The organism is Chitinophaga sp. CC14 (assembly GCF_048957795.1).
Classification (GTDB): domain Bacteria; phylum Bacteroidota; class Bacteroidia; order Chitinophagales; family Chitinophagaceae; genus Chitinophaga; species Chitinophaga ginsengisegetis.
In genome coordinates this window covers 1,613,192-1,628,575 of record NZ_JARBFY010000001.1, presented here as the reverse complement: position 1 = coordinate 1,628,575, position 15,384 = coordinate 1,613,192, and the positions used below count along the sequence as shown (strand labels likewise).

The 15,384-nt window shown below is 47.3% G+C and carries 14 protein-coding genes; 11 read left to right on the top strand and 3 right to left on the bottom strand.

Annotation, left to right across the window (positions count from 1 at the left end; all coding sequences use genetic code 11):
- Window positions 1–3: 3 nt before the first annotated feature.
- Entirely contained in the window at window positions 4–516 is a 513-nt protein-coding gene (locus PV783_RS06835) for a GNAT family N-acetyltransferase (RefSeq protein WP_420987497.1), read from the bottom strand.
- Between the two features lie 9 nt (window positions 517–525).
- Entirely contained in the window at window positions 526–1,167 is a 642-nt protein-coding gene (locus tag PV783_RS06830; RefSeq protein ID WP_336387463.1) for a hypothetical protein, read from the bottom strand.
- A gap of 61 nt (window positions 1,168–1,228) precedes the next feature.
- Between PV783_RS06830 and PV783_RS06825 the strand changes: the two genes are divergently transcribed.
- From PV783_RS06825 to PV783_RS06810, 4 genes are all read left to right on the top strand, one after another.
- Entirely contained in the window at window positions 1,229–2,395 is a 1,167-nt protein-coding gene (locus tag PV783_RS06825; protein ID WP_420987496.1) for a hypothetical protein, read from the top strand.
- A gap of 136 nt (window positions 2,396–2,531) precedes the next feature.
- Window positions 2,532–4,658 carry a M48 family metallopeptidase gene (locus tag PV783_RS06820; RefSeq protein ID WP_420987495.1) on the top strand — a complete coding sequence of 709 codons (2,127 nt, stop codon included), beginning with the start codon at window positions 2,532–2,534 and terminating at the stop codon, window positions 4,656–4,658.
- 77 nt (window positions 4,659–4,735) lie between these two features.
- A complete protein-coding gene (locus PV783_RS06815) occupies window positions 4,736–6,727 on the top strand; it encodes a DNA polymerase III subunit gamma/tau (RefSeq protein WP_420987494.1) in 1,992 nt (663 codons plus the stop codon).
- Between the two features lie 117 nt (window positions 6,728–6,844).
- The gene (locus PV783_RS06810; RefSeq protein WP_420987493.1) at window positions 6,845–8,503 is read left to right on the top strand and encodes a pyruvate dehydrogenase complex dihydrolipoamide acetyltransferase; all 1,659 of its coding nucleotides are present in this window, start codon (window positions 6,845–6,847) and stop codon (window positions 8,501–8,503) included.
- Window positions 8,504–8,577: 74 nt separating this feature from the next.
- Here PV783_RS06810 and PV783_RS06805 read toward each other — a convergent pair whose 3' ends face one another.
- Complete coding sequence (locus PV783_RS06805) at window positions 8,578–10,950, bottom strand: TonB-dependent siderophore receptor (protein ID WP_420987492.1); 2,373 nt, start codon at window positions 10,948–10,950, stop codon at window positions 8,578–8,580.
- Window positions 10,951–11,237: 287 nt separating this feature from the next.
- Here PV783_RS06805 and PV783_RS06800 point away from each other — a divergent pair, with 287 nt between their 5' ends.
- The 7 genes from PV783_RS06800 to PV783_RS06770 all read left to right on the top strand — a co-directional run bounded on the left by PV783_RS06800 (window position 11,238) and on the right by PV783_RS06770 (window position 15,331).
- Window positions 11,238–11,744, top strand: coding sequence for a GbsR/MarR family transcriptional regulator (locus tag PV783_RS06800; protein WP_079469472.1), 507 nt, complete (start codon window positions 11,238–11,240; stop codon window positions 11,742–11,744).
- 62 nt (window positions 11,745–11,806) lie between these two features.
- Entirely contained in the window at window positions 11,807–12,229 is a 423-nt protein-coding gene (locus PV783_RS06795) for a hypothetical protein (protein WP_420987491.1), read from the top strand.
- Window positions 12,230–12,239: 10 nt separating this feature from the next.
- Window positions 12,240–13,187, top strand: coding sequence for a TIGR01777 family oxidoreductase (locus PV783_RS06790; RefSeq protein WP_420987490.1), 948 nt, complete (start codon window positions 12,240–12,242; stop codon window positions 13,185–13,187).
- An 18-nt stretch (window positions 13,188–13,205) separates the two neighbouring features.
- The gene (locus tag PV783_RS06785; RefSeq protein ID WP_079469475.1) at window positions 13,206–13,583 is read left to right on the top strand and encodes a CoA-binding protein; all 378 of its coding nucleotides are present in this window, start codon (window positions 13,206–13,208) and stop codon (window positions 13,581–13,583) included.
- A 205-nt stretch (window positions 13,584–13,788) separates the two neighbouring features.
- A complete protein-coding gene (locus tag PV783_RS06780; RefSeq protein WP_079470056.1) occupies window positions 13,789–14,262 on the top strand; it encodes a ribonuclease H-like YkuK family protein in 474 nt (157 codons plus the stop codon).
- Window positions 14,263–14,417: 155 nt separating this feature from the next.
- Complete coding sequence (locus PV783_RS06775; protein WP_420987489.1) at window positions 14,418–14,900, top strand: hypothetical protein; 483 nt, start codon at window positions 14,418–14,420, stop codon at window positions 14,898–14,900.
- A 47-nt stretch (window positions 14,901–14,947) separates the two neighbouring features.
- Window positions 14,948–15,331: a hypothetical protein gene (locus tag PV783_RS06770; RefSeq protein WP_420987488.1), complete on the top strand. Its 384-nt coding sequence runs from the start codon at window positions 14,948–14,950 to the stop codon at window positions 15,329–15,331.
- The last annotated feature ends 53 nt before the right edge of the window (window positions 15,332–15,384 follow it).

Sequence of the window (15,384 nt, the reverse complement as noted above, 5' to 3'; positions counted from 1 at the left end):
TTTTTATTTGTTGTAAACGTATTTATATAACTGGTTCTTAATATCAGGAAACGTTGCCGCGGCCGGCGGTAATCCTTTCTGCATCAGGCGCAGTTCCAGCGGCGGATAGTGGGGATAATACGGGGGCTGGTAATAGGATTCAGCAAATGTCTGGTAACCCAGGCGTTCATAAAATTTAATTCTACGTATAGCCTGCTCCGTTACAGGCGGCTCTACTTCCAGTACAATTCCTTTCAGTTGCGCTTCCATCAGCTGCATTACCTGTGTACCGGCGCCTCCTCCCCTTGCAGCGGGATGGATAGCGAAATGTTCTATAAAGCTGAATGCAGGAAGGTTCCAGTAAAATATAAAACCCGCAAACGCATCTTCACGGGCAATCTGCAACAGCTGCAGCTTTCCGGATGCTACCAGTGATAACTGCTGGTTCCAGGGTCTTCTTTCCTCTTCAGGAAAGGCTTCTTCATATAGATTTTTTATCGCTTCATCAGCGATGGTGGTAGGTACTAGCCGGATCATGCGGCTAAGTTACTGATTATCCTGTGCCGGTGGTGCGGGTACATTTTTAGCGGACGGTACACATTCGAACGGATCGGGGTTGCCGGCAGGAGCGGGTTTATCGGCTGCCCAGCAGAAGTTCATCGGCTGACTGGTAATGCTGATCAGCTTTACGGCTACCTTGCTTCCCTTGCGGCTGTTGGAGGCTGCTATGCTGCGGGTACCTTTCTCCGGAATATTACTGATAGTATATCGTTCTGTTTTAAATACTTCATTATTGTTGCGCATATAGGAAACGCTGACCACTACATTGTCCAGCGGGTATTCTGTTTGATTTCTCACGATTATATCCAGGTCTTTGATACCTCCCAGCAGCCCGGTGCGGTAATCGCCGGCGGTAACGGCAATAAACTGCTGCCAGTTTCGCCGGTAATAGGCCCTGCGTTCTATAAACTGGCCCGCTACCCTTTGGCGGAGTTCCTGGTGATTGGTGATTTGTTGGGACACTGCCCCGGATTGATCAAGACTTTTGCGCAGATCACGGTTTTCGTTCCACAGGCGCTGGTTTTCAGACAGCACTTTGCGCACGTAGCGTTGTTGCTGACAGTAGCCCAGGGTAAATACCACAATGAGCAACAGGAGTATGGCGGGATAAACGTAAGTTCTTTTCATACCGGGGAAAGAGAAAAAATAATGCCAATGCATTTTTATTACATTTGTACAAATGGTTTCAATGCAGCTGATTATTGTAAACAATGAACAGACAGCCCGGCAATTTATCGACGTGCATGTGAATTTAAATAAAAATGTACCTGGTTGGATAAGGCCGCTGGATAAAGATATTAACGGAGTTTTTGATCCGGAAAAAAACAAGGCATTCCGTCATGGGGAGTGTATCAGATGGATTTTAAAAGATGAGCAGGGCCGTTTAGCCGGCAGGATTGCTGCTTTTGTGAATAAGAAATATAAAACAAAGGGAGATGAGTGCCTGGTGGGCGGTGTGGGTTTCTTTGATTGTATAGATCAGCAGGAAGCTGCCAACCTGCTTTTTGACACGGCCAAACAGTGGTTGCAGGAAAGAGGTATGGGCGCAATGGATGGCCCTATTAATTTCGGGGAGCGCAACAACTGGTGGGGATTGCTTACAGAAGGATTTCATGAACCATTATACTGTATGAATTTCAATCCTCCCTATTACATCCGTTTATTTGAACAGTATGGTTTTCAACTTTTCTTTAACCAGCTTTGTTATGGAATGAAGGTAAGTGATCAGCTGCTGCCCAAATTTTTTAGCCGGCATGCTGCTATTGAGGCTGATCCGGCATTCAGGGCAGTGCATATCCGGAAGGATGATCTGCCACGGTTTGCCGAGGCATTCAGCATTGTGTATAACAAGGCATGGGCGCAGCATATGGGTGGTAAAGAAATGGGGAAAGCACAGGTACTGGCGTTGTTTAAGCAGATGAAGCCCCTGATGGATGAAAAGATTGCCTGGTTTGTTTATCACAATGATGATCCTGTGGCTATCTGGCTGAACCTGCCGGACCTGAACCAGTATATAAAACATATGAACGGGAAATTTGGTTTGTTGCAAAAGCTGAAGTTCCTGTGGTTAAAGCAAACCGGCTATTGCAAAAAAATGGTGGGGATTATATTTGGTATCGTACCTGAATTTCAGGGGAAGGGGGTAGATGCGTATATGATTGTGGAAGGGGCGAAATTAATACAAAGCGGTATGTCGCCATACGAAGATTATGAAATGCAGTGGATTGGCGATTTTAACCCGAGGATGCAGAATGTGGCGGAGGGTCTTGGCGCTACTCCCACCAGACGGCTGGCCACGTATCGTTACTTATTTGACCGCTCTGTTCCTTTTAAAAGGCACCCGATCCTGGGATAACAATAATCCGCCACTGCGGGGTATATACTTCTCATATGAGTATATGAGAGGCATCGTGGGTACATAAGTTTATGAATATTGTATAACATTTAGATCCCTTTTACTGTTACGATCGTATCTAACCTGATGTTTTGTTATGACCAACTTATACCCTGAGTGTCCTGATAACGCGGATCTGGCACTTATTGAGCCCACGCTACTATTTAGGCAACAGATAATGAAAGCCATCAGCTGCGTTGTGTTGTTCTTTATTCTTTACGTGGTGTTATTATTTGCAGCCGTTGCCCTGGCTGTAGCCTGTGTGTCAGGAGGGATCATGTTATTCCGCACTTATCCGGGCTGGAGCACTGGCATCATCGGACTCAGTTTCATTTTACTGGGAGGGATGGTATTATTTTTTCTCATAAAATTTCTTTTTAACAAACGTCCTGCAGACAACCCTTACCGTACGCAGATTTTCCCGGATCATCATCCCCGTTTATTTGATTTTATTACGCAGCTGGTGAAGGATACACGCATCAGTTTTCCGAAGAAGGTATTTATTGTGCCGGATATGCATACCGCGGTATTTTATCATTCCAGCTTTCTCAGTTTATTCTGGCCTGCGGGAAAAAACCTGGAGATCGGGTTAGGGTTGATCAACAGCGTAAATGTGAGCGAGTTTAAGATGTTGCTGGCGTATGAGTTTGCACATTTCTCGCAGCGTAGTATGAAACTCGGCAGCTACATCTATGCGTTGAACAAGATGTTGTATAATATGCTGTATGAAAATGACCGGTGGAATGAAATAGAAGTACGCTGGAGCAATGGCAGCAGCCTGTTAAGTTTTTTTGCCCATATTACTACACGGATCCTGAACGGGATGCAATATGTATTGCGGAAAATATATGCGATCATTAACCGCCAGTACCTGGAACTAAGCCGCGAAATGGAATATCATGCAGATACGGTGGCGGTAGGGCTTACCAGTACTGAAACGGCCGTGAGCAGTCTACGCCGGGTGGAAATGGGTGGTTACTGCCTGGATCATTGTTTTCATAAATTACCTGACCTGGCGGAAAGAACGCTGCGGTTTGCCAATATTTTCACAGCGCAGCGTGCCATGATCCGTTACTATGCCACGCAAAACCACCTGGCAGTGGATGCCGCCGGGCTGCCTGTTATCACCGACAGTTATTTCCACACTTTTCTTAAAAGCCGGGTGCAGCTGCGCGAGCAATGGACTTCACATCTTTCGCGGGAAGCCAGGGAGGCGCATTATTCAGCGGCAAATGTTTCCTGTAAGCCAATCGGCATCAGTGCCTGGAACCTCTTTAATGAGCCGGAAAATGTGCAGGAGTACATGACTGCGCTGGTATATAATTTCACAGTACATAACAGTGAGGAACCATTTACGGAAATTACTCCTGCTGCTTATATTGAAGAGCTTTCACAACGCCACCGGTTATACGAATACCCCAAAACATTTAATGATTACTATGACAACCGGCCATTTCCCGGCATTAACGGGGAGTTTACCCGGCTGTTGCCACAGGAAGATATAGAAGCCGGTAGTTTACAGGAGTTGTATCATCCGGATAATATTGCGAGGATGCGGGCTTTTTACCGTGACCGCCAGGATGCCGAAACGTTGCAGGCTATCAGCAGCGGGCAGTTTCAGACCAGTCATTTCGAGTTTGACGGGCAAAAATACAGTGCGGCGCGGGCAAAGCAGCTGGCCCGGATGTTATCTGCGCAGGTGGCCTCCGAAGAGGCGTGGCTGCAATTACACGACCAGCAAGCCTTCCGGTATCATTACACCGTGGCGATGCGGCAAAGTCCGGCAACGGCAGCCCTGCTCCGGGAAAAATACACCCAGATCCTGCAGTATCAGCAAACCGGCCACCAGCTGAATGAGCAGGTGATCAGGATTATTCATTGTATCAGCCTGTTATTTAATTCCGGCGAGCAGGATATGGAATCGCTGCCGGCGCTTTTTGATGAGTTGTCGGCCGAATGCTGGAGCTTCCGGATGATGACGGAAAATATCCAGCAGGGGGCGTTGTTCAAAACTTTCCCGGAAAGTATGGAGGAAAAACTGAAGCGGTTCAGGGAACATGATTGTACTTTTATACAGGATATGATCCCCGACTATGTGGCTATCCAGGAATTGCATGAGATCAGTTCCGCCATGATGGAACATTTTAACAACGGCGTCATATTATTAAAAAAGGCATATCTGGAATTTATTTTAACTTTAGAACCGGGGAATAACACCCGTTGAAGCGCCGTTCCTGTTGTGCATTTTTCTCTTACTGAATTTGTGCGTATTTTCGGCGCTCGCGAAAGCGTAGCAGTCATATGGAGAATTTTATCGTTTCAGCCCGTAAATACCGTCCACAGAACTTTTCAACTGTAGTAGGACAGGCACATATTACCACCACTCTCAAAAATGCCATCCGCAATAACCAGCTGGCGCATGCCTTCCTGTTTTGCGGGCCCCGCGGAGTTGGGAAAACCACGTGTGCGCGTATCCTGGCTAAAACCATTAACTGCGAAAATCTGCAGCCGGATGGGGAAGCCTGTAATGAATGTCATTCCTGTAAGTCGTTTAATGAGGGCAGTTCGTTCAACATTCACGAGCTGGATGCTGCGTCCAACAACTCGGTAGATGATATCCGTACCCTGGTGGAACAGGTGCGTTTTGCGCCACAGGCAGGGAAATATAAGATCTATATCATAGATGAGGTACACATGCTCAGTTCCTCGGCTTTCAATGCGTTTCTGAAAACCCTGGAGGAGCCGCCGTCCTATGCGATTTTTATCCTGGCCACCACGGAGAAGCATAAAATATTGCCTACGATCCTGAGCCGTTGCCAGATCTTCGACTTCAAACGTATTACCATACAGGATACCGTGGACCATTTGCAGGAGATATGCACCAAAGAGCATATCCAGGCGGAAACAGATGCCCTGCACCTGGTAGCACAGAAAACAGATGGGTGTATGCGGGATTCCCTGAGTACGCTGGATAAGATCGTGAGCTTTACAAGCGGGCATCTTACTTACCAGAATACGCTGGAACACCTGAACATTCTTGACTACGATTATTTTTTCCGGGTAATGGCCTCCGTGCTTCAACAGGACGTAGCCAATGCCCTGCTCATATTTGACGAAATTTTACAGAAAGGTTTTGAAGGAGATAACTTCCTGAATGGTTGGGCGGAGTTTTTACGTAACCTGTTGTTATGTAAAGAAGACAAGGCCCTTCACCTGGTGGAGGTTTCCGGTAACCTGAAGGAACGATATAAACAGTTGTCGGGCCAGGTGAGTCCTGCTTACCTGATCACCGCCCTTCACCTGCTGAATGAAACTGAGATCAATTACCGCATGGCGCGCAACAAGCGTTTGCATGTGGAGATGGCACTGATCAAGCTGTGTTTTCTGCAACAGGCAGTAACCCTCGTAAGCGATGACAGCAACGGGGAAGTGTCAAAAAAAAAGCTGGTAGCTGATGGATCTCCCCCGCAAAAGCTGCGGGCGCCTGTGGCCCAGCCGGTAACGGCTAAAACCATTACCGGGAACCCGGCTACAACGGAGAGTATCGGCACGGTGCCGGGCCCCCGTTTAACGGTAGACACGCCGGTTCAGCCAACACAGGTTCCGCCTGCGCCACAGCAAACGGCTCCTGCTCCGGTTACAGCTCCTGCTCCAGCTCCCGCGGCGCCTACCCCATCTGTACCTTCCAACGGACATACCGCCGTTACCAGCGGGCCTGCAACGGCGCCTGTAACGACAACGCCTGTTGGCAGTCAGCCGGCTGCCACAGCTACCGCACCTGCACCTGTTGCTACGCCTCCGGCTGGTGGCACAACTGCAACGGCCGCTGCTCCGGCCAGCAAGCTGACAGGGCTTGCCGCCATGAAAGAAGCGATGGCCGCCAAACAGCAGGGTACTACCCAGGTACAGTCCACCCCACTTACGATGGGAGCGATCCATGTGTACTGGGAAGAATTTATTGATCTGTACCGGCAGGCCAACAAAATGACGGTGGTAAGTAATTTACAGCTGGCGCAGCTGAAACTGCTGGGTACTACAGAGGTAGGAATTGTGAGCCGGAACATTGTACAATTCCGGTTTATGGAAGAAGAAAAGCTGGTAATTGCTGAATTTCTGAAGAAGAAATTTAACAACCCTACCATTGTGCTTACCCTCCAGCTGGATGAGAGTCAGCAGACGCAGGACATAGGTCCGGCACCACTTTCCAGCCGGGAGCAATTCCAGCAGATGGCGGAAAAATACCCGCTGGTGAAAGAGCTGAAAGACCGGCTGAACATGGAGTTAGATTTCTAGCGTATTGCGCTGATTAAATATTAACGATAGACAGACATTTTTAAACAGTTTACAATTCCTTCTTTGCGTTTTTGCGCAAAAACATGTAGGTTTGAACAAAATTTTGAATAAAGCACTATGGCAGAAGTTATCAGAATGCCCCTTTTGAGTGATACGATGACGGAAGGGGTGATTGCGGAATGGCATAAAAAGGTGGGCGATACAGTAAAGGCAGACGATGTAATAGCTGAAGTGGAAACGGATAAAGCCACTATGGAAGTGATGGGTTACGCAGAAGGCACCCTCCTTTATATAGGTGTTGAAAAAGGAAAAGCAGCTAAAGTAAACGGAATTATTGCCATTGTAGGTAAACCGGGAGAAGATTACAGTTCTCTGCTGGAAGGTGAAGGCAAAAAAGAGGCTGCTGCTCCGGCTCCTGCCGCTAATGCTGCACCTGCTGCTGCCGCACCTGCACCACAGGCTGCTCCGGCTGCTGCCGCGCCTGCTGATGACGCTGCTTTAAAAGAAGCGCTGAAAAATGCTACTGTTATCCGTATGCCGCTCCTGAGCGATACCATGACAGAAGGTAAAATAGTTGCCTGGAATAAGAAAGTAGGCGACGCTGTGAAGAATGACGATGTACTGGCAGAAGTGGAAACGGATAAAGCCACTATGGAAGTGATGGGTTATGCTGACGGTACCTTATTATATATAGGTGTTAAAGAAGGCGAAGCGGCCAAAGTAAACGGTATTATTGCCATTGTAGGTAAACCGGGGACTAATGTAGATGCGATCCTGGCAGGCGAAGGCGCTGCTCCGGCTGCATCTGCTCCATCTGCCCCTGCTGCGGCTCCTTCACAGAATGGCACTACTGCTGCTCCGGCGGCGGCTCCTGCAGCCACCACCACCGGCGGCGATGGCCGTGTGAAAGCTTCCCCGCTGGCCAAAAAGCTGGCAGAAGAAAAAGGCATCGACATCAGCCAGGTTCCCGGCTCAGGTGATGGTGGCCGTATTATCAAGAAAGACGTAGATAGCTATGTTCCTGCAGCCAAAGCGGCTCCGGCAGCACAAAGCAGCGCAGCTCCTGCTGCTCCTGCCTTTGTACCGGCCGGCCAGGAAGGCTTCACTGATATCCCGCTGACCAAAATGCGCCAGGTAATTGCCAGACGCCTCAGCGAAAGCAAATTCAGCGCTCCTCACTTCTACCTGAAAATAGATGTGAATATGGATAAGGCGATGGAAGCACGTAAATCCATCAACGAAATTTCCCCTGTTAAGATTTCCTTCAATGATATGGTGATCAAAGCTTCTGCTATGGCACTGCGTCAGCATCCGGCGGTGAACAGCAGCTGGATGGGCGACTTTATCCGTCAGAACCAGCACATACACATCGGTTCTGCGGTAGCTATTGAAGATGGTTTGATTGTACCGGTGATCCGCTTTGCAGATCAGAAAACACTGAGCCAGATTGCCAGTGATGCAAAAGGCCTGTACGACAAAGCCAAAAACAAAAAACTGCAGCCACAGGAATTCAGCGGCAATACCTTCAGCGTTTCCAACCTGGGTATGCTGGGTATCGACGAATTCACTGCGATCATTAACCCACCGGATTCAGCGATCCTGGCGGTAGGTAATATCACAGAAACTGCAGTGGTAGAGAAAGGCCAGGTGAAAATAGCCAACATCATGAAACTGACCCTGAGCTGCGACCACAGAAGCGTGGATGGAGCGGTAGGCGCACGTTTCCTGGCTACCCTGAAAGGGTTCCTGGAAAACCCCGTAACTATGCTGGTATAAACTAATGTAATAGCTATACAACGAAGCCGTCTCCCATACAAGAGACGGCTTCGTTATTTATGGTTACCGGCAGATCAGAATTTCAATGCAACGCTGCCGCTGAAATTACGTGGCATCTGCGGAATAGTAGTACTCCATCCTATCCAATAGTCCTGGTTACTGATATTATTGACCTTGAAAGCAACCGCAAACCGGGGCTTGTCGTAGGAAATGCCTGCATTTACTATGGTATATGCGGGTAACGCATACTCACTCATGGTACTCAGGATCACTTTATTATCGGAGGCATAATTACCGCCAAAGCCAAAGCCCAGCCCTTTCAAGGCTCCGTGGAACAGGCGGTAACTGAGCCATGCATTCAGTGTATGCGCAGGACCCGCATTGATGGGGCGCAAACCATCCAATGTAGGATTACTCTTTTCTATCTTGCTGTCGTTATACGCATAACCCGCCACAATATTGAATCCTCTCAGTGGTACAGCAGTAATTTCTGCCTCTATCCCCTTACTATATTGGGTACCATTTTGCACAGTGTATGCAGGACGCTCCGGCAGATCCGCACGGGTAATATTATTGACATTGATGCGGTAGTAGCTGACGCTTCCATTCAGTTTACCATCCAGCAGGTTGGCTTTGATACCGCCCTCCCACTGGTTTGCCTGGCTGGGTTTGAAGCTGGTGAAAGTACCGTCTGGTTGCAGTACCGGCGCAATGTTCTGGAATCCGTTCATGTAGTTGGCAAACAGGGAGAGCTGATCTTTCACGATCTGGTACACGAGTCCAAATTTAGGCGACACCGCTGTTTGCGCATATTTCCCGGTGGTAGTATCGCGGGTAATATTTTTGGTGCCGCGGTTATCAAACCGGTCGATGCGTACAGATGCCATTACCAGGAAGCGATCTGTGATATTCAGCACATCCTGTACATAGGCGCTGTAAATATTTTGCTGCGCGATAGATTTGTTGAAGGGCAATCCTTTAAAGCGGTCCAGCAGCGCGAGCCTGGTCAATTGGGTATATGCAGCTCCCGGGTTTGATGCACTGACCACATCGAATGTAATGCCGGGCGCGCCACTGCTTTTAGTGGTTACGCTGTAAATGTCGATACCGGCTACCAAGCGATTCCGCATATGGCCAATATTAAAATCACCGTTAAAATTCTGCTGGAAATCAATCGCATTGGCATTGTTGTATTCCGTGTAATTCATGGTGCGGATCAGCGAATCATTGCCCGGTTTCATGCTCAGGTATCCGCTCAAACCATTGGCGGTAGAGCTGAGGTAAGTAAAGTTGGTATGACTGCTCCATTGTCCGGAGACTTGCCGGTCCAGTGTGAGGTACAGATTCGCCGCTGTATTGGCGTTGGTAATATCATCGCCACTAAAGCGTTTCCGGAAATCCAGCCGGAGCTCTTTGGGGCTACGCACACCGGTAGCATAAGAGCCGTCTGCGAACATGCGGTAAAAGCTGTTGCCTTTTTCGTTGCGGTATTCAGCATCTACGGTCAGTGTGGTTTTATCATCCATTTTATAAGTGAGCGTAGGCGCCAGGAAAACATAGGACTTAAAGCCCGCATCCTGGAAACTGCCTTCATTGTGTTTGGCGGCATTCACACGCAGTAACAGTGTTTTTTCCTTATTCAGTGGTGTGTTGACATCTGTGGTAAAGCGACTGAGGCCATAGCTGCCGGCGGTATACGCCACTTCTCCTTTGAAATGATCGAAAGGCTTTTTGGTAACCCTGTTAAATAACCCGCCGAAAGAAACAAAGCTGCTACCATACAGGGTTCCCGACGGTCCTTTGATGGCTTCCAGCGTTTCAATATTTGAGGGGTCGATAGTACCGCTACCAATAATGCCCGGTACACCGTTGCGCAGAAACGATTGTGTAGAAAAGCCCCTGGAGGTAACGGTGCCGCCTGCGCTGTTATTTTCCAGCTGCATTACCACGCCCGGTATATTTTTGATAGCATCTGCGTAGCTGACCACCACTTGTTCCTGCAGCAATTCTTTAGTAACGGAAGTGTATACTTGTGGGTTTTCTATGTTCTTCAGCGGCATCTTTGCCACATACTCACTGCTGATCCTGGTGAGCCGTTGTTTATTAGCGGTAATAGTCACCGCCTGTAACGCTTTCACAGGAATGCTGAGTGCAATGGTAACATTTGCGGAGCGACCTTTTTCTACAGTTACTTCCTGCACCACTGCCTGGTAGCCTGTCAGTGATATTTCCAGTTGGTAATGACCGGCTTCCATGTTGCGGAATATGAAATTGCCTGATTCATTGGTAGTAGCGCTGCGGTGGCTGTTTTTGAGCGTTATGGTTACAGCGGGAGCCGGCTGTCCGTCGGAGGTGGTTACCTGTCCTGTAATGTTTGCTTTTTCCTGTGCATACAGCCATGATCCTTGTAGCAGGATGCATAGCATCAATAATAAATGTTTGTGCATATCTCTTGGTTGGATTATAGCGGGCAAAGCTATGGCGCTACTGTACTGCCTATTTACAGGATCAGGAAATTCATTTACGGGATCCGGAAATATTATCAAACACTGTTGGGGGCGTCTTACAAAAATGGGGCGACCTTTTGTGAGGCAATAATGAAACAAAGCGGGGATACCGGGGCCTGTATCCCCCGTCATTCACCGGTAAAATGTTTCATTAGCTTTTGAAAGTTCAAAAACTTGGTATACATTTGGCCTTGTAAATTGTCAAACGCTATAAAATAATAACCTACATGAACTTAGTGGAAGCAAAAGCGCAGTTTATCCAAACATGGGGCTCTTTGGGCGCCCAGTGGGGCATTAACCGTACAATGGCTCAGATTCACGCTTTACTGCTGGTAATGCCTGACCCGTTGAGTGCCGATGATATCATGGAGGAACTGAACATTTCCCGCGGAAATACCAACATGAATGTGCGGGAACTCATTAACTGGGGATTGGTAGAACGTATCCTGATTCCCGGAGAAAGAAAAGAATTTTTTGTAGCAGAGAAAGATATCTGGAAAGTAGCTACCTACATCGCCCGTGAAAGGAAGAAGCGTGAGCTGGATCCTATCATGAAAGTGCTGTTACAGCTACAACAGGCGGAAGGTGATCCGAAAGACAAGGAAATGAAAGCCTTCAAGGATTCTATCTCCAATATCACCAAGTTTGCCCAACAAACAGATAAAACAATCAGCGCATTTATTAAATCAGAAGAAAACTGGTTTTACAGCAGCCTGATCAAACTCATTAAGTAATTTTTTTTTGGACTATACTTTCATTTATTTCTGAAAATTCCGAATAAATAAAAAAAAGAAAGATGAAGTCATATTATATAGCAGATGGTATTATCCAGGGGATCCTGACTGTTATTTGTGCGATTGATATTACACATCTTGTTATTTTCTCCGAATCCTGGACAGTGTATCTTCTTTACATGCTGTTGATCTGGCAGCTCTCCGCTGGTGTTATCAATTTTATACTAAGAAAAAAAGCCCCCCGTGATAAAGTGCTGCGGGTACTCCAGTACATACAGTTGTGTGTTGCAGGCATCATATTTCTCATGGTACAGGCAGACAAGTGGCTGGATCCCATATCTACCGTTTGGAGCAGCATCTTTACAGGGTTTGTTTACGCCAGTTTTTTTCTGCTGCTGCCGGCGCTGATACTGTCTATAACGGCATTAACTATACGGAGAAGTATTGTTACCCTCCGGCATAGTACCACTCCTCCCCGGATTTAAGTTCACTTCTATGCAAAATAAACGTATTGTTATTGCTGCAGGCACCGGCTTTATAGGCAGCAGTTTTGTGGAGTACTTTGGTGAAAGTAACGACATCATTATCCTTACGCGGCATGCACGTCCTTCTTCCGGGCGTATCCGCTATGAGCAATGGGATGGAGAGCATCCGGGGAGCTGGATTCATGCGCTGGAAGATGCCGATTTGCTCATTAACCTCACCGGCAAAAGTGTGAACTGCCGGTATAACGCATCCAATAAAAAGGCGATTGTGAACAGCAGGGTTAATGCCACCAGGGCATTGGGCGCGGCCATACTTACGCTGAAAAACACGCCCAAAGTATGGATCAATGCTGGCAGTGCCACCATATACCGGCACGCGGAAGATCGCCCGATGGATGAATTTAACGGGGAGATAGAAAATGATTTCTCTGTACAGGTATGTAAACTATGGGAGCAATCGTTCAACAGCATTACGCTGCCGCGTACACGAAAAATAATATTACGTATAGGCATTACACTTGGCTGGAAACCCGGTGGCGTGATGCAACCCTACCTGAACCTCATAAAAGCCGGTTTAGGAGGCCACCAGGGCAGCGGAAAGCAGATGTACACCTGGATCCACATCACCGATGTTTGCCGGATGGTGGCATGGCTATACGAAAATGATGCTTTAAGCGGTGTATTTAATTGTACAGCGCCCCATCCGGTCACCAATAAGGTATTCATGAAAACGCTGCGTCACGCTGCGGGTTACCGGTTTGGATTGCCGGCACCTGTTCCTTTACTCAAAGCAGGCGCAATGCTGATAGGCACAGAAGCGGAACTTTTACTGAAAAGCAGGTGGGTGCTGCCTGCCAGGGCTACCAGGGAGGGTTTTACGTTTCAATTCCCGGAACTTGACGGGGCATGCAGCGATATACTGGCGCATCTGCCCCGGAGCGCTTATCACTTGTTTTGAATTCCGTAAATTAGCTGTATGGAAACCAACAATGATAAAAAGCTCACCGTGGTACTGGGCGCATCGCCTAACCCGGAAAGATACAGCAACCTGGCCGTGAACCGGCTCACTGCCAAAGGACATCCGGTAGTGGCGATCGGTAAGCGCGCTGCCGCCATTGGTGATACGCCGGTGATTACAGAACATCCGCCGCTCGAGAAAGTAGATACGGTGACCATGTACCTGAATCCGGCGGCGCAGAAAGAATATTATGATTATATCCTGCAGTTGCAACCCCGCCGCATCATCTTTAATCCGGGTGCAGAAAATCCTGAACTGGAAGATATTGCCAGGGAACATAATATTCAGCCAGTAGAAGCCTGTACCCTTGTAATGCTTAGTACGGGTCAGTTCTAGCCGTTTTATTTTCTGAATCTTCTTATTTTTTTAATGTACAGCTGTTGGCTATTGCTAACAGCTTTTTCGTATATTCGTAAATATTGCTGTTATCCCCGAATGAACGCATCCCATATTGTTGACCCAATTAGCGCATGGAATTACTTCAACAGGCAGGCATTATAGCATAACCCAATTACGCATGTTCACCCTTAATTATACATGTATGCAATGGAGAAGATTTAATGGAGAGGTTATCCACCTTCCGGTAAAGGAAGAAGTACGACAAGCCATCGTTCGTGAAACCGCAAAGGGGTTTCGCCTGAAAGTGTGCATTGGTACTGATTCCCAGGTAAAAGGAGTAGATACCGAATTCGCTACAGTGATTGTTTTCCTCCGGGAAGGTCACGGCGGATTTATGTTTATTCACAATGAAAAAACCAAAGACCGCTATTCTATCAAAGAACGTATGCTGGTAGAAGTAGCGAAGAGTATTGAAATTGCGTATGAACTGTGCGACCTGTTTACAGAATATGATGTAGACATGGAAGTGCATGCAGACATCAATACGAACCCTCAGTTCAAAAGCAACCTGGCTTTGCGGGAAGCAATGGGCTATATCCTGGGTATGGGCTTTGCCTTTAAAGCCAAACCGGAAGCCTTTGCCAGCAGCAGCTGCGCTAATAAAATAGTGAACTAAGGCGCCTCGATTTTTTGTACCTCTCTCAGATTTTTCTGACGTGTTACCACGTCAGGTGGCTTTTTCTCCCCTTATCGAGCTATACTTTCCCCTCCCAACGCTGTAACTTTTCCCCCGGTTTCTACGCTATACATTCAATAAAACATGCTTTTTGTATGACACTACCAAAATCATTGGCAGCCGTATTGCTGCTGGCATCTCTCTGCGTTCTTTCCTGCAAAAAAGATAAAGATAAAACTCCCGACACTACTTCGCTGTTTGTGTTTAACGGAGGAGGCAATATGGCTATGACTGAATTCAAAAAGCTTCAGATCACCCCAGACGCCAGTTATGTAATCACCTACAAGAATAATGATAGCAGCACCGTGAAATTGTCCGGCAATATCCACGACAGCCTGAAGCCTTATCTCAGCAGCTTTCCCCGTGCAGCTATAAAAGCGGATCCCAATATATTAAATTACTCCGCCCGTGGTGCGGCCGATGGCGCCTTCCAGGCATTTATCTATGTACAAAAAAATCCAACAGACAGCACCAGCATCTATTTAGATATAGCCCCTTACTGGCGTGGCCCCTCCTACTTCGTGGATTTCCTTGAAAAGATCAATCAGACGATCATCAACAATAAAATATTTAACTGATCATAAAGCTTATTTACCCCGTGCAATAACAAATAAAAATTCCCGCTATGAAGATTCATTACCCCCTCATTATGCTATTTTCATTGATTGTTTTTTCTGCCTGTAAGAAGAAAGATGCGCCACTCCTTACTTCTGTAGAAGGGCGATGGAGACTGGTTAAAATAGATGGATGTTTCAGCGGACAAGGCGCCCCCATTACCGATAAACAGGAATTGATCTTCCAGGGCAGAGAATACCGGCTATTTGTAGATGATAAACTGATTGTAACCGACACTTTTCATTTTGAACAAACCACTACTTCTTTTGGAAAAGAGTGGACGCTGCTGCTCGGTAAATCCCCCACCTATTATGTAAGGTTTACCAGCAACGCCATGTTCCTCGAAAACAGAAACCCCGACGCCTGCTCCCCTACCTACTCAAAAGTATATTGATGAACATCTTTATAAAATAAAAATAGCGGACTGAAAAAACAGCCCGCTATTTT